Origin of the sequence: Kutzneria sp. NPDC052558 (assembly GCF_044547355.1) — a bacterium.
Lineage (GTDB): Bacteria > Actinomycetota > Actinomycetes > Mycobacteriales > Pseudonocardiaceae > Kutzneria.
In genome coordinates this window covers 154,146-179,124 of the sequence record NZ_JBIUAG010000010.1, presented here as the reverse complement: position 1 = coordinate 179,124, position 24,979 = coordinate 154,146, and the positions used below count along the sequence as shown (strand labels likewise).

Below are 24,979 nucleotides of genomic sequence, written 5' to 3'. Positions count from 1 at the left end.
CGGCGAATTCGATCCCGCGCGGCGGGATCGGCGTCGACCGGTCGCACCTGCGCTGCCTACAGTGCGAACAACGCCGAGGAGTGGATTCCCATGGTCACAACACATGCTGTCGTCGGCGCGCCGACGATGCCCCCGTTTTCCGTCACGTCGAAACAGGTGAACGCGGCATGAGCCGGCCGGGCGTTGTGGTGACCGGTGTCGGGCTGGTGAGCGCGGCCGGAATCGGCGTGGCCGACAATTGGCGACGGGTGGTGGCGGGCGAGCCGACCGCGGCCCGTGATCCGGCGCTTGTCGGCTGCCCGATCGATTTCGCCTGCCGGGTACCGGGATTCGACGCTTCCGGGTTGCTGGGCGACCGACGGGCCGAGACCGCGGACCGGTTCACCCAGCTGGCGATCGTCGCGGCGGAGGAGGCCATGGCGCACGCCGGGTTGGGCCCCGACGGGGCCGACCCCACGCGTTTCGGCGTTGTGCTGGGCACCGTGGCCGGCGGCACGGCGACGATGGAGGCCCAGCAGGCGAAGCTGCTGCGCGAGGGGCCGGAGGCGGTGTCGGTCCGCACCATGACGATGGGCCTGGTGAGCATGGCCGCGGGTGAGCTGTCCATCCGCTTCGGTCTGCGCGGCGTCACCATGACGGTGGCCACGGCCTGCGCTTCGGGAACCAACGCCATCGGCATCGCCCGAGACCTGATCCGGTCCGGAAAGCTGGATGTCGCGCTCGCCGGCGGCGCCGATTCCCCGCTCACGCCACTGCACTCGGCGGCTTTCCACCGCCTCGGCGCGCTGTCTCGGCGCACCGACCAGCCGCTCGCCGCCTCGCGGCCGTTCGCCGCCAGTCGGGACGGCTTCGTGCTGGGCGAAGGCGCCGGCGTGCTGGTGCTGGAGAGCGACGCCCACGCCCGGGCCCGAGGGGCGACGCGGCTGGCCGAGATCGCCGGCTACGGCACGACCGCCGACGCCTACCACGTCACCCGCCCCGCACCCGCCGGAACCGGCGCGATCCGCGCGATGCTCGACGCGCTCACCGATTCCGGGCTGGAGGCGGGTGACATCGACTACGTCAACGCGCACGGCACTTCCACGCGGCGCAACGACGAAGTCGAGAGCGCGGCCATCGCCGCGGTGCTCGGCGACGGCGTCGCCGTCAGCTCGACGAAGGGTGTGACCGGCCATCCGTTCGGGGCGGCGGGAGCCCTTGAAGCGGGCTATTCGGTGCTGGCGCTGCGTGATTCACTCCTGCCGCCGACGGCGAACCTCACCGATCCGGATCCGTGCGTCACCGTGGATCTGGTGGCCGGCGCCGCGCGAGGGGCCAAGGTCCGCGCGGTGATGAGCAACTCGTTCGGCTTCGGCGGCCACAACGCATGCCTGGTGATCACTGCGCCTCGATGATGTTCACCGCGGCGGGTCGACCGCGGTGAGCCGTAGCACGGCCTGACGCTTGTCCACATCGGACGTGTGTTTGCCGTCCACAGTGGACCGTCCGAGCAGGGCGGCGGCCGTGGCCGAATCCTGCGGATGGCGGATCATGTTCGCCTCCGCGGTGTGCCGCAGTGAGCTGGGCGTGAGGTCGCCGCCCCGACCGAAGGTGCGGCCCGCGTCGACGGCGACCTTGCGGAGTTCGTCGTACGCCCCGCGGGCGGTGAGCCGGCCGCCGCGCCGGTTGAGGAACAAGGCCGGGTTGCCGGTCGCGCCGGCCCACGCGGCGCGTTCGGTGATCCAACGCCGCAGTGCCTTGCGCAGCAAGGGATGCATCGGCACCTCGCGGCGCCGTCCGCCCGGACCGCCGCGGATGGTCAGCGTGGCCGGCGCGGCGGCGATCCGGACGTCGTCGAGATCGAGCGCGGCGATCTCCCGGACCCGCGCGCCGGTGTAGTAGCTCACGCAGGCCAGTGCCGCCGCACGCACGTCGGCGCGCATCGCAGCCGTGAGCCACTGGTCCCGGACGTCGTCGCCCAGCACGTGCGGCACGCCCTTCGGCACGGGCATTCGTCCGGCTCGGGCCGGTTCCAGTCCCAGGCGCTGGTAGAAGTCGTTGAGTGCGGCCAGGTGCCCGTTGACCGTCGTGGGACGGCGTTTCGCGGTGACGCTGAGATGGATGCGATAGGCCTCGGCCGCGTCGTCGCGCGCCAGCTGACCGGCCGGCAGGGCGGTGTTCGCGCCGGTCGCGGCCAACCACTCCAGGAACTTCCGCACCCGGCAGCGGTAGGCGCGAACGGTTTCCTGCCCCAGCTCGCACGTAGGCGCCGCGATCGTGGCCGAGTACGTGGCGAACGCCTCGGCGAAGGCCGCCGGCAGCCGATGCCGCTGGCGCTGGTCGTCCCGGTCGACCGTCCCGGCCGCGCCACGGTCCGGAGACTTCCGATATCGCGTGATACCGGAAGCTCCGGCCGCGCGCTGGAGCAGGCGGTGCACGACCGGATGATCCAGAAAGGGCCGTGCGCGCTGGCGCAAAGTGGCCAACGCGTCGTCGGCGCGCGCGGACTGCACGTACGGGTAGTGGTCGAGAAAGCGGTGCCAGTGTTCGCAAGCACGCTCGAACCGGCCGGTGTCGTAGTGGAGCACGGCCAGTTCGGCCAGGGCGAGGACACGTGGACGGTGGTGGTCGACCGGAAGGTCCCGCAGGGCAGCCCGCAGCGCCTTCTCGGCCGCCCGGGAGTCGCCCAGCATGCGGTGCACATGGCCGGCCCCGTAGGCGAGGTAGGCGGGAGTGCAGCCGTAGGCGGCGATCCCCGTGCCCTCGCGCGCCGGGGGCAGGTTCGTCGTGACCGCCTGTCTGGCCTGCGCCAGATGCTGGTGAGCCGAGTGGGCCTGAGCCATCGCCGCGTGGCAGCGTGCGGCCTCGACGTGCCACAGCGCTGTGGTCAGCGGCGGCGCCTGGTTGGCGGCCGTGGCCAGCGCCGTGCTGATCAGGCCGAGCGCCAGTTGGTGGTGACCGAGGTGGCGGGCGTGCAGGCTGAGCGCCCACAGCCCAAGGGCGTACCGGACGGTGTCGCCGCCGGCCGCCGCGAGGGCGAGCGCGGCGTGGCAGTAGCGCTGCGCCAGCCCATGGGCGTGGTCATCGCCGCACATCAGGGCGGCTACGACCGCCAACTCGGTGGCGAGCGGGGCCAGGCTGTGTCGGGTGTCCCGGCGGGGCCAGCGGCTGAGGTCGTGGACGAGGTGACCGAGCAGCGCGCCCCGGGCGTGGCGGCCCCCGATCGTCCGCATGACGGTGCGGAACACGGCCAGCACGGCGGAGCTGACCGAATACGCCGATCCCTCCAGCTCGCGGCGGAAGGCCGGAGGATCGGAAGGCAGCCGGGGAATCGGCTGGTGGGGTTGGTAGACGGCCAGGCGCAGCTCGACCTGGGCCACCGGGTCGAGGTCGGCGCGGGCCAGGTCGATCAGGCCCAGCAGCGGATCCTCGTGATCGGACGGCCAGGCCCCAGTCGTCGCCGGGGGCTCCGCGAAGCCGACGTCAGCGGGCCGGATCAGCCGGCGCAGGCGGCGGGCCAGCGCCTCGGCAACGAGGGCCGGCGTCGTTCCCCGGGGCCGAACCCCGGCCAGCCAGTGGGCAACCGCCGTGCGGTCGTAGCGCAGGGATGTCCCGGTCTCGGCGCCGACCGCGTTGACGGCCGACGCGAGCTGGGCGCTGGTCCAGCCCGCTTCGGCCAGCCGGGCGCGGAGCCGCTCGTTGGGAACACGACGCTCGTCTGGTCGGTGGGTGCCGGGATCGGACGAACTGACGTTCACCACATTCACCAGCTAAGCCGTCCGGGCGGCTAGGTGGCTACCAGCAGTCACTGTTTGACTCGTCGCAGTAGTCGTCCCGTCGAATCGAACCGGGGAGCGGCGTGTGGCTGATGTCTATTCCGTAGGTCTTCCGCTCGGCGCCGCTTGCCGATCACCGCGGCCGGACCGGCCGTTGGGTCGGATGCTCGCCGTGCTGCACGCTGTTCGGGATCATGCCGCGCCCATCACGTCGATCGAGGTCGCGCGGGAAACCGGCCTGCCCCGAAGCACGGCGCACCGCCTGCTGACCGAGCTTGAGTCGCACGGCGCGGTGCGCAGACAAGGGGACGGCTACCGGTTGGGTGCGGCGATCACCCGCCTGGTCACCGATGAGGAGGACGAGCCGACACGACGGATCCGGCATGCGCTCAAGCCGACACTGGCCGCCGTGTACGAACGGACCCATTATCTCGTCGGGCTCGCGGTGAGCGGCGAACCGGGCGCGCCGACGGTGCGATTCATCGATATCGTGTGCGGTGACGACCACCGGCGGGTAATCGACCGGATCGAGCGGCAATCCGCTCTGCACGTCAGCGCCGCCGGCCGCACATTGTTGGCGTTCGACCCCGAGCTGCGCGCCGGATTCACTGCCGTGAATTCGGACGCCCTGGATCGTGAACTGTCCAGAATTCGACTGCACGGTGTCGCGCTGGGCGTTGTCTCCCCCGGGCTGGACATCGCGGCCGCCGCCGTGCCGGTGTTCGGCTCAGGGCCGGTGGCCGCCCTGAGCATCGGCACCCGCGGCGACCGATTCGACCTGGCGCTGGCATCCGGCATCCTGCGGCACGCCAGCGCCCATGCCCGCCGCGTCCTGCGGGGCGAACGGCCTACGGCGCAGCAGCCCTCTTCCGGTCGATGAGGCCCACCAGGCCCGTCACCGTCGCGCTGTCGGCGAACTCGTCCTCGGTGATCTCGGTCCGGGACACCTCACAGAGCCGTTCCCGGAACTCCACTTGTGCCAACGAGTCAAGGCCGAGCTCCTCCCACGTCGCCTCCGCCCGAATGGCCGCCGGAAGAACGTCGAACTCGGCAATGAGCAATGTGACAACCTCATGGTTTTCAAGGCGCATGCCTGCCGATTTTAGTGAGGCCTCGTCACGACTCGCGAGGCATGTCCCGTGTCGCGGGATCCGGTGGCGTTTCCAGGTTTTCGAATTCGATCGCTCACGCCCGGAACGTGCGGCGGTAGGCGTCCGGGGACACGCCGATCGTGCGGTGGAGGTGGCGGCGCAGTGTCGTGGCGGTGCCCATGCCCGCGGCTGAGGCGATGGCGTCGATGCTGTCGTCGGTGGTCTCCAGCAGCTCCTGCGCGCGGCGGACTCGCTGGGTCAGCAGCCACTGCAAGGGGGTGGTGCCGGTGACCGAGCGGAAATGGCGGGCGAGGTGACGTGAGCTCATGTTGGCCTGGCGGGCCAGGTCCTCCACGGTGAGCGGCTGGTCCAGCCTCCGCATCACCCAGGGGAGCAACTCGGCCAGGGGGTGGCGGTCCTGGGCGGGCACCGGCGTGGTGACGAACTGGGCCTGGCCCCCGGCCCGGTGGGGCGGCACGACGAGGCGGCGGGCGACCATGTTGGCGACGGCCGAGCCGTGGTCGAGGCGCACCAGGTGCAGGCACAGGTCCATCGCCGCGGCCTTGCCGGCGGACGTGAGCACACTGCCGTTGTCCACGTAGAGCACATCCGGATCCACCTTCACCCGGGGATAGCGCAAGGCCAGTGCGGAGGTGTGGGCCCAGTGCGTGGTCGCGCACAGCCCGTCCAGCAGGCCGGCAGCGGCGAGCACGAACACGCCCGTGCACAGGGAGACCACCCGCGCGCCGGACTCGTGGGCCACGCGCACTGCCTCAACCAGGTCGGCCGGCGGGTCCTCGTCGACGTCGGCCAAGGCGGGCACGATCACGGTGTCGGCGTCCACCAGCCGGTCGAGCCCGCAGTCCGGCGCCACCTGGAACCGGCCGACCTGGACGGCGTGCGTGCCGCACACCCTGACGTCGTACCAGGGGCCCGGCAGGTCGGCCGGGGCGGAGCCGAAGACCTCGTAGGCCATGGCCAGTTCGAAATGCAGCATGCCGTCGGTGGCGGCGACCGCGACGGAACCCATGTCGGAAATTGTACGGGTCGTGTCGTTCCAGACACTGGGCACGGGCGCGCCGGCGGGACAGGATTCCGGCACTGGATCACTTCGGGCACGTGGGAGCGGGTATGGGATCGGGTCGCGACGTGGCGGTGTTCGGCGCCTACGGGCACACCGGGCGGTTCGTGGTCGCGGAGTTGCGCGAGCGCGGACACGTGCCGCTGCTGATCGGCCGCGACCAGGACAAGTTGCTGGCGCTGACCCAGTCGAGGCTGGCGGCGCGGCAGGCGTCGGTCGACGATCCGGCCTCGCTGGACCGCGCGCTGGACGGCGCGGCCGCGGTGATCAACTGCGCCGGGCCCTTCGCCACGACCGCCGCCCCGCTGGTCGAGGCGGCGCTGCGCGCCGGCATCCCGTACGTCGACGTGGCGGCCGAGATCGAGGCGAACCTGGACACGTTCACGCACTTCGCCGAGCGGGCCCGCGCCGCGGGCACGCTGGTGGTCCCGGCGATGGCCTTCTTCGGCGGCCTCGGCGATCTGGTGGTCACGGCCGCCATGGGCGACTGGACGGCGGCGGACGAGGCGCACATCGCCTACGGCCTGAGCAGTTGGCATCCGACTGCCGGAACCCTCGCCGCGGGCGCGGTCTCGGGGCAGCGACGGGGTGGCCGCCGGGTCCGCTTCACCGGCGGACGGATCGAGTACCACGACGACGCCCTGCCCACCCTGCGCTGGCCCTTCCCGGCTCCGCTCGGCCCGCAGAGCGTCATCGGCGAGTTCACGATGGCCGACGTCGTCACCGTTCCCAGCCACCTGGCCATCCCCGAGGTGCGCACCTACATGACCGCCAACGCGGCCGCGGACCTCTCGGCTCCTGGCGCCCCGGCGCCGACCGCCGTCGACGAGCGGGGCCGCTCGGCGCAGACTTTCCTCGTCGACGTCCTCATCCGGTCCGGCGGCGCGCAGCGCCACCTGGTGGCCACCGGTCAGGACATCTACGCCGTCAGCGCGCCGCTCGCGGTGGAAGCCGTCGACCGCATCCTCACCGGCCGGGTCAGGACCACCGCCGGCGTCGTCTCCGCGGGCGCGGTCTTCGACGCCCCGGACTTCCTCCGCGCCCTGTCCGCACACCTCGCACTGCACGTTCCGCTCGACGCACACAGTTGACCGGACGAGTTCCGCGGCGTCGGCGCCCGAAGTTCTCTTACGCTCGTCGGTCCACTGTGGACCACTGGCTCTCCAGAGGTCGCTGACCTGCGGTTACTCCGCGCCGGGCGGAGAGGGAACTGAACAGAATTGAACGTTCACTTCGCACAGACCACCCGGCCATGACGCCATTACCGTTCTCGGACACCGGCGATCGCCCACCCTGCGCCCGGCGATCTCCGCACCTCACGAAGTGGAGGAACGGTGTCCACAACCCTGCCTACCGTCCGAGCCGTCGCCCTCGCGGCGTGTCTCGTCACGGTCGCCGCCGCGGTGGCGACCGGAACGGCCAGCGGCGCCCCGCCGTCGACCCTGGTCCCGCTCTCCTCGCACGGTGGTTCCGTGCCGGCCGGCGCGCATCGCGACGGCGCGCTGCCCGACGACCAGACCCTGCACGTCGCGGTGGCGCTGCGGCCGCACGACCAAGCCGGTCTCGACCGGTTCGTGGCCGCGGTCAACGATCCGCAATCCCCCACCTACCGGCATTTCCTGACCTCGGCGCGGTACAACGAGCTGTTCGCACCCCGGCAGTCCGATGTGGACAGTGTGAAGGACTACCTTCGCGGCAAGGGACTTCAGGTCGACGGGGTGTCCGGCAATCGCCAGGTCGTCGACGCCTCCGGGTCGGCGGCCGTCGTCCGCCAGGCGTTCAGCACGCCGCTGAGCAGCTACACCGGGCCCGACGGGCGGCATTTCTTCGCCAACGACAGCGCGCCCGAACTGCCGGCCGGTGTCGCCGCTGTCGTGCGCGGCGTCGCGGGCCTCACCGACCAGGAGGTCGCTCACCGCGCGTCGGCGCCGGGTGGTCCGGGCGGACCGGGCGGTGGCTACACGCCGGCCCAGTTCCGCACCGCCTACTCCATGAAAAACCTGTCCGCGTCCTACACCGGATCCGGTCAGACCGTCGGCCTCATCGAGTTCGACGCGTTCAAGCAGTCCGACCTCAACTCCTGGACCAACTACTTCAGCCAGCCCTCGGTGACCCCGAGGGTGGTGGCGGTGGACGGCGGCGTGTCCAGCCCCGGCAGCGACCAGCTCGAGGTGACGCTGGACGTCGAAGCCGTCGCGGCGACCGCCCCCGGCGCGGCCCAGGTGGTGTACGAGGCCCCCAACACCGACCGCGCGTGGGTCGACGAGATGGCCAAGATCGCGTCGGACAACGCGGTCACCGTGCTGTCCGGATCGTGGCTGCTCGGCGAGAAATGCGAGTCCGACCCGATCGCCTCGTCCCACGACTCCTACACCCAGCTCGCCGCCCAGGGCGTGACGATGCTGTCCGCGTCCGGCGACTGGGGCGCCACCGGCTGCGGCTACAACGGCGACAACTCGACCATCCAGGCCGACTACCCGCCGTCGGACCCGCTGTTCACCGGCGTGGGCGGCACGCAGCTGCGCACCGCCGACAACGCGGGCGCCTACAGCTCCGAGTCCTGCTGGAACCAGGGCGGCAGCGGCAACACCCGGTCCGGCGGCGGCTATTCGGCGATCTACGACCGGCCGGACTGGCAGACCGGCAGCAATGCCCACCGATCGGTGCCGGATGTCGCGTTGGACGCCGACTACGGCGCGGGCGCGTTGTCGGTCTACATGAACGGCGGCTGGCAGGACGTCGGCGGCACCAGCCTGTCCTCGCCGCTGTGGGCCGGCTACATCGCGATGGTCAACCAGAAGGCCAAGGCCGGCGGCAAGGGCAACCTCGGCGGCATCAACCCCACGCTGTACCAGATCGGCAAGGGCAGCTCCTACTCGTCGAACTTCCACGACGTCACCTCCGGCAGCAACGGCACCTACTCCGCGGGCGCCGGGTACGACCTGTGCACCGGCTGGGGTTCCATGCAGGGCGACACCCTGGCCGACTCGCTGATCAGCGGCACCACCCCGCCGGCCAGCAACGACTTCTCGATGGCGTCGAGCCCGGCGTCGGTCAGCGTCGACCCGGACAAGTCCGTGACCTCGACCATTTCCACCACGGTCAGCAAGGGCACCGCGCAGACCGTGGCGTTGGCGGCCAGCGGCCTGCCCGCCGGTGTGACCGCGACGTTCGACCCGACCTCGGTGACGGCCGGCAACTCCTCGACGCTCACCCTGACCGCGTCATCCTCGGCCTCGCCGGGCCAGAGCACCGTCACGGTGACCGGCAAGGGCTCCGACGCGACCCACACCACGACGGTGTCGTTGACGGTCAACGGCTCCGGCCAGGGGGACTTCTCGATCAGCGCCAGCCCGGGCTCCGGGTCCGTGGCCGCCGGCCAGTCCGCCTCGACCACCGTCGCCACGGCCGCCGCGCCAAGCGGAGGGAGCACGCCGGCGGCCAACCCGGACGTCATCAACGGACAGCCGACCACGCTCGCCAAGTACCCGTTCATCATCTCCGAGATGCGCACCGGCGGTGTCCGCCCGCAGGAGCAGTCCTGCACCGGCAGCGTCGTCGCCCCGCGGACGGTGCTGATCGCGGCGCACTGCAAGTTCGCCCAGGGCGACCCCAAGTACCTGGTCTACGGGCGCGACGACCTGGCCGACACCAGCAAGGGCGCCCGCATCGAGATCGCGGAGTTCCGGATCCACCCGGACTACACCCCGCAGAGCGACGAGGGCTTCCGCAACGGCAACGACGTCGCCGTCATCTTCACCAAGACCGACATTCCGACGCCCGCGGGCATGGCCTATCCGAAGATCGCGACGTCGGCCGACACGCTGCCGTTGGGCACTCAGGGCACGGCCATCGGGTACGGCAAGACCGACGCCAACGACGCCAACAAGAACACCAAGCTGCGCGAGGTGGTGCTGCCCACCGTCGACGGCCAGAAGTGCAGCGCCATCGACTCGTCGGCGTTCAAGCCGGACTACATGTTCTGCGACGGCTACGGCGACGGCAGCAAGGGACTGTGCCAGGGCGACTCCGGCGGCCCGTACTACTACAACGGCAAGATCTACGGTGTTTTCTCCTGGCTGCGCACCGACTGCGCGTCCTACAACGCCCACGGCAGGCTGTGGGGCTCGATGGGCGACTGGGCCAACGCGCAGATCGGCGACACCCCGCCGGGCAACGGCGACATCGCGCTGTCGGCCAGCGGCCTGCCCTCGGGCGCGACGGCCACGTTCGACCCGGCCTCGGTCAACGCGGGCGGTTCGTCGAAGCTGACCATCGCCACCAGCGCGTCCACCCCGGCCGGCACCTATCAGGTGACCGTCACCGGGAAGAACGCGACCGCCAGCCACGACACCACGTTCACGCTGACCGTGACCAAGGGCGGCGGCGGGCCGGTGACGGTGGCCGACCCGGACTTCCAGTTCACCCAGCACGGGCAGCCGGTCAGCCTCCAGATGTCGGCGAGCGGCGGCGCCGGTGGCTATCGGTGGTCGGCGACCGGGCTGCCGCCGGGCCTGTCGATCAACGCCGGCACCGGCCTGATCAGCGGCGCCGCGGGCAACGTCACCCAGCTCTACCAGGTGACGGTCACCGCGACCGATTCCGCCGGCGCCAGTGGACACGACCAGTTCTCCTGGTACGTCTACTGATCCCGAGCACGTGAGACGACCGGTGGCTCCCCCCGGGGGGGCCACCGGTCAGTCCCATTCCCAGCTCAGCCCGACGATGCCCGGGCGCACGTCCTCGACGACCAGGTGCGCGGTGTTGGACATGCCGATCCACAGTGGACTCCCCTGCCGGGGCGTCGCGGTCGGAGTCCGTTGCTGGTAGGGAACGCAGTGCACCGGCGCGGTTCCGCCGAACCCCACCTGGAGCACCAGCTCCCGGGCCGACCGGGTGAACCGGCGGTGGTAGGAGGTGAGTTCCGGCCCGGCGGGAAACCGCCAGGTGTAGTCCACGACCGCGCGTTCCCGCGCCGCCAGCCGCTGGTCCAGGATCAGCTCGCACACGGTGGCCCCGGCGACCTCGTCGCGGCGTATCCGCCCGAGGCGGCAGAACCTCGGCTCCACCAGTTGCGGCAGCTCCGATTCCTCGACCCACTGGTACACCAGGCAACAGTCCACGTGGTCGCGCTGGGCTTCCACCACCAGCCGGGTGCGCACCTCGGCCAGGCGCCGATCGGCGTCCACCCGGACGTGCTCGTGGATGGTGAGGTAGCGCAGCCGGTCGTCGGCGGGCGCGGCCAGCGAGGTCAGCAACGAGTCGTGCGCGGGCCACATCCGCTTGCGATCGACCGATCCCGGCTCGGCGGACCTGCCCCGGGGACGCGGCGGGCCGAGCAGGGACACCAGCGTGGACTCCGGGAGTCCGAACAGATCCTCCAGCGCTCGCACCGTTCGCAACGACTCGTCACGTTCCGGCCGGCTGCGCCCGTTGCGCCAGTAACTCAGCGCCGCCCTGCTGATGCGCACACCCCGGGCCGCGAGCTGCTGCTGGAGGCGTTTGAGGCTCAGCCCGTGCGCGTTGAGGCAGTGGTCGAGCACCTGCGCGAAGGTTCCTTGACGAAGCAACCTGCGCAGCTCGCGGTCGGCGAGAAGGAGCGAGGAACGGCGATCGGCGGACACAGATCTCCTCAAGGACGGCGGCACTCCACTATCGCCGCCTGTCCGGCTGCGGGCAAGTGCCCGCAGCCGGCTCGTCAGGTCAGCGCTCGGTGTAGATGAAGCCGACCTTGTCGACCTCGTCGCCCGAACGGCCGTGGAAACCGGCGATCTGCCACCCGGCGGGCGCGGTCCTGGTGACACAGTCCGAGGTGGTGGAGCCGCCGGACAGGGTGCGCCCGAGGTTGGTGGTGAACAGCGCCGAGAAGATCCGGGTGTGGTTCTGGTAGCTGCCCTCACACACGGTTGCCGAGGCGACGTACTCGTTGCTGCCCAACACCAACGACGTGAGGTTGCCGCCGGTCCCGCCATGCGCCAGGGAGACGCCGTTGTCCAGCGTGAGGCCAAGCTGGTCGACGCGGGAACCACTGCGCATCGACACGGTCCGCACCCGCGCCGCCGCCGCAACCGCGACGATGTCGGTGAAGTAGTCGCCGTGCGGCCCGCCGAACTGGTCGGACAGCTGGAAGGCCGGATTGCGGGTCCAGGCGAACCGGACCGTGATCGGGTCGTGGTCGGACAGCATCTTTGCCGGTGTCGTCGAGGAACTTCGCGTGCTCGTTGTTGTAGTACGTGGCGTTGAGACCGACGAGCTTGCTGCCGCGGTAGAGAACCTTGTCCACGACCTCGCAGTCGTTGGTGACGTTCTGCTCGTCGCAGACCAGGGCCGGGCTCCCCGGCGCGGGCGCGCCGCCGCCACGCACGAGCTGGACCCAGGCGTCGGTCAGGCCGTTGGCGGCGGCGAACCCGGCGATGGTGTCGGCGGCGCGGGTGTATCGCGTGTTGGTGTCGCCCATGACGATCACCGCGTCGCCGGCCGAGTGCGTCTGGACGAAATCGCTCAGCTGAGCCAGGTTCGACGCCCGCGACGACTCGTCCCCGCTGTTGTCGCCGGCATTGGTGTGCAGGTTGTAGACGTCGACGTAGACGCCTTCGGCCAGCCGCACCCGCATGAAGGTGAAGCCCTTCGGCGTGAGGCAGTCCCCGGAGTCGAGCTGACACGAGTTCCAGTGCACACGCTCGAAGTCGTCCACGTCGTACGGCAGCGAGGACAGGCTGTTCAGGCCGCTGCCGACGCCCGCGCCGCCGCTGGTCGGCGTCCGGTAGGCGTGGCTGTCGGCGGCGTAGAGCGCGGCGTGGTAGTTGAAGTCCTCCTCGACGTGCACCAGGTCGTACGCCCCGAGGCGCTGCCCGATCGCCGTGGTGGCCGACTGGCGTGGCGTCGGCGCGCTGGAGATCCCCTCCGGCAGCCCGGCCACGTTGTAGCTCAGCACGGAGAAGCTGCCTCCGCTCGTGGTGTCGGCGTGGGCGACCGCCGGCGCGCTCACCGTCGCCATGGTCAGGATGACCGCCGTGGCAAAGCTTCTCTTCACAAATGCTCCCGAAGGATTCGGACGGACAGGGCGCCTCTCATCAGCCACAGGTCAGCGTCGGCGCCGCCCAGTCGGCGTGGTCCAGGCCGTTGCCATCGCCGCCGTCGCCCACCAGGAGGTCCAGGACCTGACCGCCGGTGACGGGCACGTCGATCGTCGCCGCGGGCTGGTTGCCCTTCAGCACCGGCGTGGTGGCCAGGGTCTTGCCGTCCAGACTCACCGTGAAGGTGACGGTGCCGGCGTTTCCGGCTTCGGCGTCGACACCGACGGAAGCGGTGAAGCGGGTGCACTTGCCGGCGAGGTAGAGCTGAACGTCGCTGACGGCGTTGGTGCCCAGGCCCTTGGCGTACTGCACGCCGGCGATGGTGATCGGCTTGCCGTCGCCGGCGGCGGCCTCACCGTTGCTGGTGTCCCGTTCCACCGGGCCCCAGCCGTTGGTGGCGGACAGGAACGGCAGGCTGCTGACGGCGACCGAGCCGCTGGGTGGCGCGGCCGGCACCGCGCCGACGACCCGCTCGTCGGCCACCGTCTCCCGGCCCCACTTGGCCGTCACCTTCAGCGCGGCCGGCGCCAGGGCGCCGGTCGGCGCGGTCACCGGCCAGGAGAAGGTGTTGCCACTGCGGGAAACCACCCCGACGGCCCAGCCGGCGGGTGCCGTCAGTGCCGCCGAGTCGACCCGGCCCGGCGCCTGGACGGTCGCGGTGGCGGTGAACTGCTGGCCGCTGGCGGCGGTGTCCGGCACCGCGAGCGTCACCGACCCGCGAGGAGCCGGCGGCACAGCGTACTTGCGAGGGTCGTAGCCCGGGGAGTAGTTCTGCCGCACGGTCAACGGGGAGGCGTAGCTGCCGTAGTCGGTCAGCGCCACCTGGCCCAGGCCGCCGGTGCTGCCGTCCAGGTTCCACACCGCGATGGCGATGGTGTTGTCGCCGTTGGGGTTCAGCACGCCGTTGGGGATCGGGAAGCTGTGCTCGGGCCCCAGGTAGTTGATGTACTGCCCCATCTGCCAGCCGTTGACGAAGATCAGCGCCCGGTACTGGCGGGACGGGTCGTCGGTGATGGTGACGCCGACCGAGGTGTCCTGACCTCGGGGCAGATCGAGCCGGATGTTGGTGCGGTACCAGGAAACCCCGGGGGTCGTGTCCTTGGCCGGCAACGAGGTCGTCGACCACGAGCCGTCCGGGTAGCCCGGCAGCGACTCGCCGGTGCGCTCGCCGTACAGGCCGCCGGTGTTGAGCGGGCCGCGAACCTGGTCCAGGCCGTTCGCGCCCTGCAACCGCCAGGTGATCGAGGTCAGCGGCGAGCCGGTCACGCGGGCGCCGATCAGGCCGCGAGCGGCCTTGTTCCCGTTGGACGCCCCGTAGTCCTCGTCGTGGCCCATGTTCACGGTGAGCACGGAGATCTCGTTGTCCCCCTTGCGGACCGAGCCGGCGGGGAAGGCGAAGGTGTGCTGGTCGGTGGTCGAGCTGCCGAGGAACGTCCCGTTCAGCCACACCGAGGTCGCGCCGGCCGAGCCGCCGCTCTGCGCCGAGAGGGTGATCCCGGCCTGGGTGCCGTCCCCGGTGAACTTGCCGCGGTACCAGGTGTTTCCGGTGTGGAAGCCGTAGTCGTCGGCGAACAGCACCGGCAGCGAGCCGGGGGTGGTGCTGCTGTTGGTGGTCATCTTGTCCGCGACCGGCCAGCGCGAGTCGTCGAAGCCGGGCTGGCTCTCCGGGGACTCCTGCTGGTGTTTCCAGTCGGTCAATGCGGGCAGCGTGACCGGCTTGGCCGTCGGCAGCGCACCGGTCCGGCTGCCGCTGCCGGTGACCTGTGTCCCAACATCACGGCCGTTCCAGGTGATCCGGTCGGCGGTGCTGAACACCTCGACGGAGCCGTCGGTGTCGGTGTCGCCGGTCAACGCCAGCGACTGGCCCGAGGCCTGGGCGGTGCGCAGCAGGTGCGTGCCCCGGACCAGCACCGGCCCGGACGCGGTGTCCTGACGCCAGAAGGTCTCGGCGGTCGCCTTGTCCCCCACCAGGAGCAGCAGGGGGCGGGCGCCGGGCTCGTCGATCAGCACCCGAGTAAGTCCATTGTGGACGTAGTTGAGACGGAGGTCGCCGCGCGAGGCGTCCCAGGTGCTGGTGGCGGAGCCGCCGAGCACCGTGACGACAGGCTGCTTGGCGTAGCGCAGCACGGTCTCGCCGGCCTGGCCGGCGTCGCCGTAGAGCACCGCGACGTCACGGTTGCCGATAGTCGCGTTGGTCATGATCTCGGACGTCGAGTACTGAAGGTGCGACTGCCCGAGGTCGTAGCCGGCGACGAGGATCTTCGACTCCCGGCCGTTCAACGTGATGCCGGTGTCGGGCTGCTGCGGCACGGACGGGTAGTAGTCGGCGGTCGTGGCGGACAGCAGGTCCACGGCGTCCACGACCACGAAGGCGCCGGAGGCCGACGGGTTCTTCTGCCCGGTGACGACGATCTTCAGCGTGTGCGGACCGTCGGCCAGACCGCGGACCTCGTAGCCGGTCAGCTGGTTCTGCTTGGTCGCCGCGTACAGGTCGACGGTGCTGACCTTGGCCCCGTCCAGGTAGACGTCGGCGATGCCGTGGTTGCCGTCCTTGGAGGTGATCCAGCGGATTCCGGGGCCGGTGAAGGGGATGCTCACGCTGTCGCCGGTGGTGTTCGAGAACGACTCGGTGTGCTGGTAGTCGCCGCCGGTGTAGTTCTGCTCGGGGCCGACGTGGCTCCAGGAACCCGCATAGGCCACTGCGGCGGCCGGATCGTCATACGTGTAGCCGGAATGCGCGGCGAGGTCGAGCGCGATGTGCGTGGTGTCGGTGGTGTTGGACGTGGAATCGCTGTGCCGCAGAGTGTGGAACTGCGTGTGCGTGTCGGGGTTGATCCGGGCGGTGTCGGTCAGCGCGGCGTCGGTCAGCGGGGCGGAGCCGAGCCCGTCGGTCTTGGTCAGCGGGGCCACCGACTGCGTGAACTCGCCGATCAGCTTGTCCTCGTAGTACTTCGGGTCCAGCTGGCGGCTCTCGGTGATGGCCGCGCCGTAGTCGTAGGAGGTGTAGTTCTGCGGGATCGCGCTCCAGCCCCACGAGGTGCCGCCGTAGAGCATGTAGAAGCTCTGCGCGGTGGCCCCGGCGGCGATGTTCTGCTTGTAGAACACGTTCGCGAACTGGTCGTTGATCAGCTGGCCGCACTTGGCGTAGCCGGGCCCGCCCCACGGGTCGAACGCCCCGCCCTGGAACTCGGGGGTGTACAACGGCTTGCCGGCCGGATGGTCGTAGCTGATGTCCGGCACGCCGTTCCACGTGCCCGGGTTCGAGCAGTCGAAGCCCTGCGGGTAGGAGTCGGGCCCGTCCACGTCCAGCGCGGCCACACCCGAGTTGAAGGTGCCGTTGTTGTTGCCGGTCAACGGGACCGTGATGCCGTCGGCCCTGGCCTTGTCCTCAAGGTGCTTCATGTACGCGCGGCCGGCGTCGTTGCCGTTGTAGTACTCGTTCTCCACCTGGTAGGCGATCACGCTGCCGCCGCCGTCGGTGAGCTGGTGGCGTTTGAGGATGCCGTCGATCTGGGACTGCCACTCGTCGGAGTAGGCCAGGTAGGTCGGGTCGGCCGAGCGGGTGTGGCCCGGCGTGGTGGACAGCCAGGTCGGGAAGCCGCCGCCGTCGACCTCGGCGTTGATGTAGGGGCCGGGCCGGGCGATCACGTACAGGCCGGCTTGCTCGGCCATGTCCAGGACTTGGTCGATGTCCCGGACGCCACTGTGGTCGTAGACGCCCTGGGCCGGGGACTGGTAGCCCCAGTCGAAGTACAGCGAGGTGGCGTTGAACCCGGCGGCCTTCATCTTCTGGAAGATGTCCAGCCACAGGTCCGGGCTGGGCAGCCGGTAGTAGTGGAACTCGCCGGACCACAGGTAGGTCCGCTGCCCGTCGATGAGAAACGAGTACCCGTCGTAGCCGATGCTGTGGGTGGCTCGGGCCGGGGCGGCGGCGACCGGGCCCGACGCGCTCACGAGCCCGGTCAGCGCGAGCGCGACACAGCCGAGCAACGCCAGCAGTGTTCGCCTCCAGGAGGTCGACGGGGTGCGGCGGGGTAAGCGCATGACAGGCCTCCTGGAGTGCCACTCTGCACGGAAAGCACCATGAAAGCTAAGGAACTGAGCAGAGTCGGTCAATACTCAACACTTGCTCACAAGGTCGGGACCGTCGAATGTGTCGACGGCGTCAGCGGGTCGCGGCCACCGCGCCCCGCCGCTTGGTCCAGATGTCGTAGGCGACCGCCGCCAGCAACACCAGGCCCTTCACCAGCATCACCTGCTCGCTGGGCGCGCCGATCAGCGACATGCCGTTGTTGATCACGGCCATGATCAGGCCGCCGGTGATCGCGCCGACCACCTTGCCCACGCCGCCCTGCACCGCCGCGCCGCCGATGAAGGCGGCGGCGATGGCGTCCAGCTCGAACGACGTGCCGGCGGTCGGCCCGGCCTGGTTGAGCCGCCCGGCGAAGATCACCCCGGCCAGCGCGGACAGCACGCCCATGTTGACGAAGATCCAGAACACCACGGACTTCACCTTCACGCCGGACAGCGTGGCCGCCTGGAGGTTGCCGCCGATGGCGTAGACGCGCCGGCCGAACACCGCCCGGGTGGTCAGCAGCGAGTAGAACAGCACCAGCGCCGCCAGCAGCACCAGCACCCACGGAATGTTCTTGAACCGGGCCAGCTGCACGACGACGGCCAGCACGACCACGCCGGCGCCGCCGGTCTTGAGCAGGAACACCGGCAGCGGGTCGACCTCCTGGAGGTAGCGCATCCGGCCCCGCCGGGCCCGCCACTGGGAGAACGCGATGCCGCCGACGACCAGCACGCCGACCACCAGGCTCACCAGGTCCGCGCCGCCAAGCGGCCCCAGTCCGATGTTGCCGAGGTAGCCGTCGGTGAAGCCGTTGGCCAGCGTGCGGATCGGGTCCGGGAACGGGCCGATGCCCTGGTTTCCCAGCACGGTCAGGGTGAGCGCGCGGAACACCAGCATGCCGGCCAGCGTGACGATGAACGCCGGGATGCCGAAGTAGGCGATCCAGTAGCCCTGCCAGGCGCCGATCAGCGCGCCGACCGCCAGCGTGATCACCAGCGCCGGCAGCCACGGCACGTCGAGGTCGACCATCAGCACCGCCGACACCGCGCCGGTCACCGCGACCACCGAGCCGGCGGACAGGTCGATGTGCCCGGCGATGATGATCAGGATCATGCCGATGGCCAGGATCAGCACGTACGAGTTCTGCACGATGATGTTGGAGATGTTCTCCGGTTGCAGCAGCGTGCCGCCGGTCAGCGCCGAGAACAGCGCGATGATCAGCGCGAACGCCACGTAGATGCCGCTCTGCCTGATGTTGAGCGAGAACCGGCGCGGCGCGCGGGCCGGCGGGCCCGCGCTCCGCTCGGTGTCCACCGGGGCGGTGCTGGTCATGGCGTGCGCTCCTGGTTCCTGGTCATGTGCTGCATCAACAGCTCCTGGGTGGCCTCGGCCCGGCCCACCTCGCCGGTGATCCGGCCGGCGGCCAGGGTGTAGATCCGGTCGCACAGGCCGAGCAGCTCCGGCAGCTCGGAGGAGATGACCAGCACGGCCTTGCCCTCGTCGGCCAGCCGGTTGACGATCGAGTAGATCTCGTACTTGGCGCCGACGTCGATGCCGCGGGTGGGCTCGTCGAGGATGAGCACGTCCGGGTCGGTGAAGATCCACTTGGACAGCACGACCTTCTGCTGGTTGCCGCCGGACAGCGTGCCCACCGCGGTGGTCACGGTGGGCGTCTTGATGTTCATGTCGCGGCGGAACCGGCCGGCCACCCGGTGCTCCTCGTTCTCGTTCACCCAGCCGCGACGGGCCAGCCTGCCCAGTCCCGCCGCGGAGATGTTGCGCTTGACGTCCTCGATGAGGTTGAGGCCGTAGCGCTTGCGGTCCTCGGTGACGTAGGCGATGCCGTGGGCGATCGCCTCCCGCACCGTGCGGACCTCGATCGGCTTGCCGTCCTTGACCAGCCGGCCGGAGATGTCCCGACCGTAGGACCGGCCGAACACGCTCATGGCCAGCTCGGTCCGGCCGGCCCCCATCAGGCCGGCCAGCCCGACGATCTCCCCGCGCCGCAGCACCAGGTTGGCGCGGTCGACCACCACGTGGCCGGGCCGGGTCGGGCTGCGCACCGTCCAGTCCTCGACGCGCAGCGCCTCCGCGCCGATCTTCGGCTCGTGCGGCGGGAACCGGTGCTCCAGGTCGCGGCCGACCATGCCGGCGATGATCCGGTCCTCGGTCACGTCATCGGTCCGCGCGTCCATGGTCTCGACGGTGCGGCCGTCGCGCAGGATGGTGATCGAGTCGGCGACGGCCATGATCTCGTCGAGCTTGTGGGAGACGATCACCGAGGTCACCCCGCCCGCACGCAGGCCGCGCAGCAGATCGAGCAGGTGCGCGGAGTCGTCCGCGCCCAGCGCCGCGGTCGGCTCGTCCAGGATCAGCAGTCTGACCTCTTTGGACAGTGCCTTGGCGATCTCCACCAGCTGCTGCTTGCCCACGCCCAGGTCGCCGACCGGCGTGACCGGCGATTCCCGCAGCCCCACCCGGTCGAGCAGCTCGGCGGCCCGGTGGTTGGTGCGGTTCCAGTCGATCACCCCGCGCCTGGCCTGCTCATTGCCCAGGAAGATGTTCTCGGCGACCGACAGCTGCGGGCACAGGGCCAGCTCCTGGTGGATGATCACGATGCCGCGCTGCTCGCTGTCCCGGACGCCGCCGAACTCGCAGGGCCGCCCGTCGAAGGTGATCTCGCCGTCGTAGGACCCGTGCGGGTAGACGCCGGACAGCACCTTCATCAGCGTCGACTTGCCGGCGCCGTTCTCGCCGCAGATGGCGTGGATCTCGCCCCTGCGCACGGACAGCCGCACGTCGGCCAGCGCCCGCACGCCCGGGAACGACTTGCCGATCCCGTCCATGGTCAGGATGAACTCGGTCATGGCCGCTACTTCAGCTCGGCGGCGGTGTAGTAGCCGGAGTCCACCAGCGCCTGCTGGTAGTTGTCCTTGGTGACGATCACCGGCTGGAGCAGGAAGGAGGGCACGACCTTCTTGCCGTTGTCGTAGTCCTTGGTGTTGTTCACGGTCGGCTTGGCCCCGGTCAGCACCGCCTGCGCCATGTCGACGGCGGTCTTGGCCAGCTGGCGGGTGTCCTTGAAGACAGTCGAATACTGCTCACCCGCGACGATCGACTTCACCGACGCCACCTCGGCGTCCTGCCCGGTGACCACCGGATAGGGTTGGCCGGCGGTGCCGTAGCCGTTGCTCTTGAGCGCGGAGAGGATGCCGATCGACAGCCCGTCGTACGGCGAGAGCACGCCGGCGATCCTGGTGGTGGCGTTGTAGGTCTTGGTGAGCAGGTCCTCCATGCGCTTCTGCGCGGTGGCCGGGTCCCAGCGCAGGATGGCGCAGGTGGCGAAGTCGGTCTGGCCGCTCCTGACCACCAGCGTGCCCTTGTCCAGGTACGGCTTGAGCACGGACATCGCGCCGTTGAAGAAGAAGGTGGCGTTGTTGTCGTCGGGCGAGCCGGCGAACAGCTCGATGTTCACCGGGCCCTTGAGATCGGGGTCCGTCCGCTTCAGGCCGGTCAGCAGCGAGGTGGCCTGCTCCACGCCGACCTTGAAGTTGTCGAAGGTGGCGTAGTAGTCCACAGTGGACGTGTTGCGGATCAGCCGGTCGTAGGCGATCACCGGGATGTGCCGGTCGGCGGCGTCCTGGAGCTGCGTGGTCAGGGCGGTGCCGTCGATGGAGGCGACGATCAGCGCCTTGGCCCCCTTGGTGATCTGGTTCTCGATCTGGTTGGCCTGGGTGGGGATGTCGTTCTCGGCGTACTGGAGGTCGACCTTGTAGCCGAGCTTCTCCAGCGCGCCCTTGATGTTGTCGCCGTCGTGGATCCACCGCTCGGACGACTTGGTCGGCATGGTCACGCCGACCAGCGCACCGGCGTTGGAGCCCGGGGTCGGGGCCTGGTCCACGGTCTTGACCGCGGGCCCGCAGGCGGTCAGCGCCGCGCCGAGCGTGAGGGCGACGCCGACCGTCGCCCATCGTGCTGACTTCATGAGTGCTCCTCGTTTCTGTCAGAAGCCCTGGGCCAGCCGGTAATAGGCCTGGTTCCACCGGATGTGGTCGCCGAAGGAGTCGCTGTCGCTGCCCGCGTCCACCAGCAGCAACTCGGTGTTGAGCATGTGGGCGAAGTCCCGCAGCGCCGACGCGCCGACCGCCTGCGTCAGCACGGTGTGGTGCGGGCCGCCGGCCATCAGCCACATCTCGGCCGACTCGGCCAGCGACGGCTCGGGCCGCCACACCGCGCGGGCCACCGGCAGCTTCGGCAGCGGCTCGTCCGGCGGCACCACGGTGACCTCGTTGGCCACGAACCGGAAACGGTCGCCGAGGTCGGCCAGGCCGATCACCACGGCGTGGCCGGCCGTGGCGTCGAACACCAGCCGCACCGGGTCCTCCCGGCCGCCGATGCCCAGCGGATGGATCTCGCAGGACGGCCGGTCGGCGGCGATGCTCGGGCAGACTTCGAGCATGTGCGCACCGAGGATCTTCGGCTCCCCCGGCCCGAAGTGGTAGGTGTAGTCCTCCATGAACGACGCGCCGAGTCCGGTGCCCCGGCCCATGGCCTTGACCGCGGCCAGCAGCGCCGAGGTCTTCCAGTCGCCCTCGCCGCCGAAGCCGTAGCCGTCGGCCATCAGCCGCTGCACCGCGATGCCCGGCAGCTGCCGCAGCCCGCCGAGGTCCTCGAAGTTGGTGGTGAACGCGCCGAAGCCGCCCACGGTCAGGAAATGGCGCAGTCCGACCTCGATCCGGGCCGCGTACCGCAGCGAGTCGTGACGGTCGCCGCCCGGCGCCAGCTCCGGCCGCAGGACGTACGAGGCGGCGTAGTCCGCGACCACCTCGTCCACCGCGTGGTCCGACGCCGTGTCCACGAACGTCACCAGGTCGTTGACACCGTAGGTGTTCACCGAGACGCCGAACTTGAGCTCGGCCTCCACCTTGTCGCCCTCGGTCACCGCGACATCGCGCATGTTGTCGCCGAAGCGGGCCAGCCGCAGCGTGCGCAGGTGCGCCAGGCCGGTCGCGGCGCGAGTCCAGTCCTCGATCCGACCGAGTAGCCGGGCGTCGGTGGCGTGCCCGGCGACGGTCTTGCGCGCCACGCCCAGCCTGGTCTGCACGAACCCGAACTCGCGGTCGCCGTGCGCGGCCTGGTTGAGGTTCATGAAGTCCATGTCGATGCTCGACCACGGCAGCGTGCGGTTGAGCTGGGTGTGCAGGTGCAGCAGCGGTTTTCGCAGCGCGTCCAGGCCGCTGATCCACATCTTGGCCGGCGAGAAGGTGTGCATCCACGCGATCACGCCGACGCAGTCCGGATCGCCGTTGGCCTCCCGCATCACCCGGCGGATCGCGGCCGGCTCGGTGAGCACCGGCTTGCCGACGATCTCGGCCGGCACCCGGCCGGACGCGGTGAGCATCTGCTGCACCCGCTCGGACTGGTCGGCGACCTGGCGCAGCGTGTCCTCGCCGTAGAGGTGCTGGCTGCCGGTGAGGAACCACAGCTTCGGTTTGGTGGCGCTCATGACGGGGTTGTCTCCTAGCGCTGGCCGTAGACGTTCTGGTAGCGGTGATGCAGGCGGTCTATGTCCTCGCGGCGCAGCGCGGGCAGCTCACCGAGCTGGTGTGCGATGTGGACGGTCCGAGCCACGTCCTCGACCATCACCGCCGCCTTGACCGCGGCCCGCGCGTCCTTGCCGACGGTGAACGGCCCGTGGTTGCGCATCAGCACAGCCGGCGAGCGGCTGGCCCGCAGCGTCTCGACGATGCCCTGGCCGATCGAGTCGTCGCCGATCAGCGCGAACGGCCCGATCGGGATCTCGCCGCCGAACTCGTCGGCGATCATCGTGAGCACACAGGGAATCGGCTCGCCCCGGGCGGCCCACGCCGTGGCATAGGTGGAATGCGTGTGCACGACTCCGCCGACCTCGGGCATGTGCCGGTAGACGTAGGCATGCGCGGCGGTGTCCGATGACGGCGCGAGCTCGCCCTCGACCAGCTCGCCGTGCAGGTCGGTGACGACCATCGAGTGCTCGCTGAGCTCGTCGTAGGACACGCCGGACGGCTTGATCACCATCAGGTCGCGGTCCGGCACCCGCGCGGACACGTTGCCGGCGGTCCAGATCACCAGGCCGTTGCGGGTGAGCTCACCGTGCAGCTCGGCCACCGTGCGGCGCAGCTGGCGGACCGTTTCGCGCACCTCGGCGCTGACGGACATGGTCACTCCTGTCCCTTCTCGGCGCGGGCCCTGCGCCTGCGTTGCCTGAGCCGGCGCATGACCTGGTTGACCCCACGGCCGAAGTAGTCGTGCAGGGTCAGGTATTCGACGAACAGCTCCTCGTAGCCCGACACGTTGGCCGGGATCGGCAGGTACACGTCTCGCTCCACCGAGCCCATGGCGGCGGCCGCCGCGCGGATGTCCGGGTAGGCGCCGGCGGCGACCGCGGCGTGGATCGCCGAGCCCAGCGCCGGACCGTGCTCCGACCCGATCACCGACAGCGGCATGTCGAGCACGTCGGCGTAGATCTGCATCAGCAGCCGATTGCGGATCAGGCCGCCGGCCGCGACGAACTCGGTCACCGGCACCCGCGCGTCGATGAAGGTGTCGATGACGACCCGCGTGCCGAACGCGGTCGCCTCCAGCAGCGCGCGGTAGACGTCCTCGGGGCGGGTGGCCAGGGTCTGGCCGACGACGACGCCGGACAGCTCGTGGTCGACCAGCACCGAGCGGTTGCCGCTGTGCCAGTCCAAAGCGACCAGTCCGTGTTCGCCGACCTGTTGCCGCGCCCCCAGATCCGAGAGCAGTTCGTGCACGGACCGGCCCTGTTCACGGGCCATGTCGTGGTAGGCCGGCGGAACGGCGTGGTCCACGAACCAGCCGAAGATGTCCCCGACGCCGCTCTGTCCGGCCTCGTACCCCCAGAGGCCGGGCACGATGCCGCCTTCCACCACGCCGCACATCCCCGGCACCTCACGGAGTTCGGCGCCGTTCACCACGTGGCAGGTGGAGGTGCCCATGATCGCGACCAGCTGTCCGGGCTCCACCGCCTGCGCGGCCGGCGCGGTCACGTGCGCGTCCACATTGCCAACGGCGACGGCGATCCCCGCCGGCAGGCCGGTCCAGGCCGCCGCCTCCGCGGTGAGGACGCCAGCCTTATCGCCCAGCTGCCCCAACGGATGCGCCAGCTTGTCCGTCACGAAGCGCTCGAAGCCGGGGTTGAGCTCGCGGAGATAGTCGGAGCTCGGGTAGGCGCCGTCCTGGTGGATTCCCTTGTAGCCGGCGGTGCAGGCGTTGCGCACGTAGTTTCCGGTGAGCTGCCAGACGATCCAGTCGGCCGCCTCGACGAACCGCCACATCGCGGCATACACCTCGGGCGCTTCCTCCAGGATCTGCAAGCCCTTGGCGAACTCCCACTCCGAGGAGATCAGGCCGCCGTAGCGGGGCAGCCACTTCTCGCCGCGGTCGCGGGCCAGGTCGGTGATCCGGTCGGCCTGCCCCTGGGCGGCGTGGTGCTTCCACAGCTTGACGTAGGCGTGCGGTTCGGCGCGGAACCCCGGCAGCTCGCACAGCGCGGCGCCGTCGGCGGTGACCGGGACCATGGTGCAGGCGGTGAAGTCGGTGCCGATGCCGATCACGCTTTCCCCCGACACCCCAGCGGCTTTGAGCGCGTCGGGCACGGCGTGGCGCAGCACGTCGACGTAGTCGGAGGGGACCTGGAGCGCCCAGTCCGGCGGCAGGGTCCGCCCGGTCGCCGGCAGCGTCCGCTCGACGACGCCGTGCGCGTACTCGTGCACCGCGCTGCCCAGTTCGGCCCCGTCGCGGGCCCGGACCACCACGGCCCGGCCGGACAGCGTGCCGAAGTCGACGCCGACCACGAGCGGTTCAGTTAGCGCTAACATTCCGGCCACGGCAGTGTTTTC

The 24,979-nt window shown here is 70.4% G+C and carries 16 protein-coding genes and 1 pseudogene; 4 read left to right on the top strand and 13 right to left on the bottom strand.

What is annotated here, in order from left to right; translation table 11 throughout:
* Positions 1–167 precede the first annotated feature (167 nt).
* Positions 168–1,394 (top strand): beta-ketoacyl-[acyl-carrier-protein] synthase family protein, encoded by a 1,227-nt coding sequence (locus ACIG5F_RS20000; protein ID WP_396519411.1) that lies wholly within the window; start codon positions 168–170, stop codon positions 1,392–1,394.
* 3 nt (positions 1,395–1,397) lie between these two features.
* On the opposite strand, the gene ACIG5F_RS19995 is transcribed toward ACIG5F_RS20000, so the two are convergent.
* Positions 1,398–3,737, bottom strand: coding sequence for a tyrosine-type recombinase/integrase (locus ACIG5F_RS19995; RefSeq protein WP_396519409.1), 2,340 nt, complete (start codon positions 3,735–3,737; stop codon positions 1,398–1,400).
* 181 nt (positions 3,738–3,918) lie between these two features.
* On the opposite strand from ACIG5F_RS19995, the gene ACIG5F_RS19990 reads away from it, so the two are divergent.
* Complete coding sequence (locus ACIG5F_RS19990) at positions 3,919–4,635, top strand: IclR family transcriptional regulator (protein WP_396519407.1); 717 nt, start codon at positions 3,919–3,921, stop codon at positions 4,633–4,635.
* Here the strand turns inward: ACIG5F_RS19990 and ACIG5F_RS19985 are convergent.
* A complete protein-coding gene (locus ACIG5F_RS19985) occupies positions 4,604–4,846 on the bottom strand; it encodes an acyl carrier protein (protein WP_396519405.1) in 243 nt (80 codons plus the stop codon). The genes ACIG5F_RS19990 and ACIG5F_RS19985 overlap by 32 nt on opposite strands.
* A 94-nt stretch (positions 4,847–4,940) precedes the next feature.
* On the bottom strand, positions 4,941–5,876 hold the full coding sequence (locus ACIG5F_RS19980; protein ID WP_396519403.1) for a helix-turn-helix domain-containing protein: 936 nt from the start codon (positions 5,874–5,876) through the stop codon (positions 4,941–4,943).
* 101 nt (positions 5,877–5,977) lie between these two features.
* Between ACIG5F_RS19980 and ACIG5F_RS19975 the strand changes: the two genes are divergently transcribed.
* Both ACIG5F_RS19975 and ACIG5F_RS19970 read left to right on the top strand, forming a co-directional pair.
* Positions 5,978–7,018, top strand: a complete 1,041-nt coding sequence (locus tag ACIG5F_RS19975; RefSeq protein WP_396519401.1) for a saccharopine dehydrogenase NADP-binding domain-containing protein — start codon at positions 5,978–5,980, stop codon at positions 7,016–7,018.
* A 243-nt stretch (positions 7,019–7,261) separates the two neighbouring features.
* Entirely contained in the window at positions 7,262–10,576 is a 3,315-nt protein-coding gene (locus ACIG5F_RS19970) for a protease pro-enzyme activation domain-containing protein (RefSeq protein WP_396519399.1), read from the top strand.
* A 48-nt stretch (positions 10,577–10,624) separates the two neighbouring features.
* On the opposite strand, the gene ACIG5F_RS19965 is transcribed toward ACIG5F_RS19970, so the two are convergent.
* From ACIG5F_RS19965 to araB, 10 genes and pseudogenes are all read right to left on the bottom strand, one after another.
* Complete coding sequence (locus ACIG5F_RS19965) at positions 10,625–11,551, bottom strand: XRE family transcriptional regulator (RefSeq protein WP_396519397.1); 927 nt, start codon at positions 11,549–11,551, stop codon at positions 10,625–10,627.
* 79 nt (positions 11,552–11,630) lie between these two features.
* The gene (locus ACIG5F_RS19960) at positions 11,631–12,113 is read right to left on the bottom strand and encodes a jacalin-like lectin (RefSeq protein WP_396519395.1); all 483 of its coding nucleotides are present in this window, start codon (positions 12,111–12,113) and stop codon (positions 11,631–11,633) included.
* Positions 12,114–12,354: 241 nt separating this feature from the next.
* Positions 12,355–12,924, bottom strand: a pseudogene (locus tag ACIG5F_RS19955) (endonuclease); the annotation flags it as partial.
* 76 nt (positions 12,925–13,000) lie between these two features.
* Entirely contained in the window at positions 13,001–17,047 is a 4,047-nt protein-coding gene (locus tag ACIG5F_RS19950) for a beta-galactosidase (protein ID WP_396519393.1), read from the bottom strand.
* 121 nt (positions 17,048–17,168) lie between these two features.
* Positions 17,169–18,410 (bottom strand): multiple monosaccharide ABC transporter permease, encoded by a 1,242-nt coding sequence (gene mmsB, locus ACIG5F_RS19945; protein WP_396519391.1) that lies wholly within the window; start codon positions 18,408–18,410, stop codon positions 17,169–17,171.
* Positions 18,407–19,945: a multiple monosaccharide ABC transporter ATP-binding protein gene (gene mmsA, locus ACIG5F_RS19940; RefSeq protein WP_396519389.1), complete on the bottom strand. Its 1,539-nt coding sequence runs from the start codon at positions 19,943–19,945 to the stop codon at positions 18,407–18,409. The genes mmsB and mmsA overlap by 4 nt, the downstream gene beginning before the upstream one ends.
* A gap of 5 nt (positions 19,946–19,950) precedes the next feature.
* On the bottom strand, positions 19,951–21,063 hold the full coding sequence (gene chvE, locus ACIG5F_RS19935; RefSeq protein ID WP_396519387.1) for a multiple monosaccharide ABC transporter substrate-binding protein: 1,113 nt from the start codon (positions 21,061–21,063) through the stop codon (positions 19,951–19,953).
* Between the two features lie 18 nt (positions 21,064–21,081).
* Positions 21,082–22,584, bottom strand: coding sequence for an L-arabinose isomerase (gene araA / locus ACIG5F_RS19930; RefSeq protein WP_396519385.1), 1,503 nt, complete (start codon positions 22,582–22,584; stop codon positions 21,082–21,084).
* A 14-nt stretch (positions 22,585–22,598) separates the two neighbouring features.
* Complete coding sequence (locus ACIG5F_RS19925) at positions 22,599–23,276, bottom strand: L-ribulose-5-phosphate 4-epimerase (RefSeq protein WP_396519383.1); 678 nt, start codon at positions 23,274–23,276, stop codon at positions 22,599–22,601.
* Positions 23,277–23,278: 2 nt separating this feature from the next.
* A complete protein-coding gene (araB, locus tag ACIG5F_RS19920) occupies positions 23,279–24,958 on the bottom strand; it encodes a ribulokinase (RefSeq protein ID WP_396519381.1) in 1,680 nt (559 codons plus the stop codon).
* Positions 24,959–24,979 lie beyond the last annotated feature (21 nt).

Coding starts and splice junctions, on each gene's coding strand:
- ACIG5F_RS19960 (WP_396519395.1), bottom strand. CDS start 12,113: ATGCTGTCCGACCACGACCCGATCACGGTCCGGTTCGCCTGGACCCGC.
- ACIG5F_RS20000 (WP_396519411.1), top strand. CDS start 168: ATGAGCCGGCCGGGCGTTGTGGTGACCGGTGTCGGGCTGGTGAGCGCG.
- chvE (WP_396519387.1), bottom strand. CDS start 21,063: ATGAAGTCAGCACGATGGGCGACGGTCGGCGTCGCCCTCACGCTCGGC.
- ACIG5F_RS19950 (WP_396519393.1), bottom strand. CDS start 17,047: ATGCGCTTACCCCGCCGCACCCCGTCGACCTCCTGGAGGCGAACACTG.
- ACIG5F_RS19925 (WP_396519383.1), bottom strand. CDS start 23,276: ATGTCCGTCAGCGCCGAGGTGCGCGAAACGGTCCGCCAGCTGCGCCGC.
- ACIG5F_RS19975 (WP_396519401.1), top strand. CDS start 5,978: ATGGGATCGGGTCGCGACGTGGCGGTGTTCGGCGCCTACGGGCACACC.
- ACIG5F_RS19985 (WP_396519405.1), bottom strand. CDS start 4,846: ATGCGCCTTGAAAACCATGAGGTTGTCACATTGCTCATTGCCGAGTTC.
- ACIG5F_RS19980 (WP_396519403.1), bottom strand. CDS start 5,876: ATGGGTTCCGTCGCGGTCGCCGCCACCGACGGCATGCTGCATTTCGAA.
- ACIG5F_RS19990 (WP_396519407.1), top strand. CDS start 3,919: ATGCTCGCCGTGCTGCACGCTGTTCGGGATCATGCCGCGCCCATCACG.
- mmsB (WP_396519391.1), bottom strand. CDS start 18,410: ATGACCAGCACCGCCCCGGTGGACACCGAGCGGAGCGCGGGCCCGCCG.
- araB (WP_396519381.1), bottom strand. CDS start 24,958: ATGTTAGCGCTAACTGAACCGCTCGTGGTCGGCGTCGACTTCGGCACG.
- mmsA (WP_396519389.1), bottom strand. CDS start 19,945: ATGACCGAGTTCATCCTGACCATGGACGGGATCGGCAAGTCGTTCCCG.
- araA (WP_396519385.1), bottom strand. CDS start 22,584: ATGAGCGCCACCAAACCGAAGCTGTGGTTCCTCACCGGCAGCCAGCAC.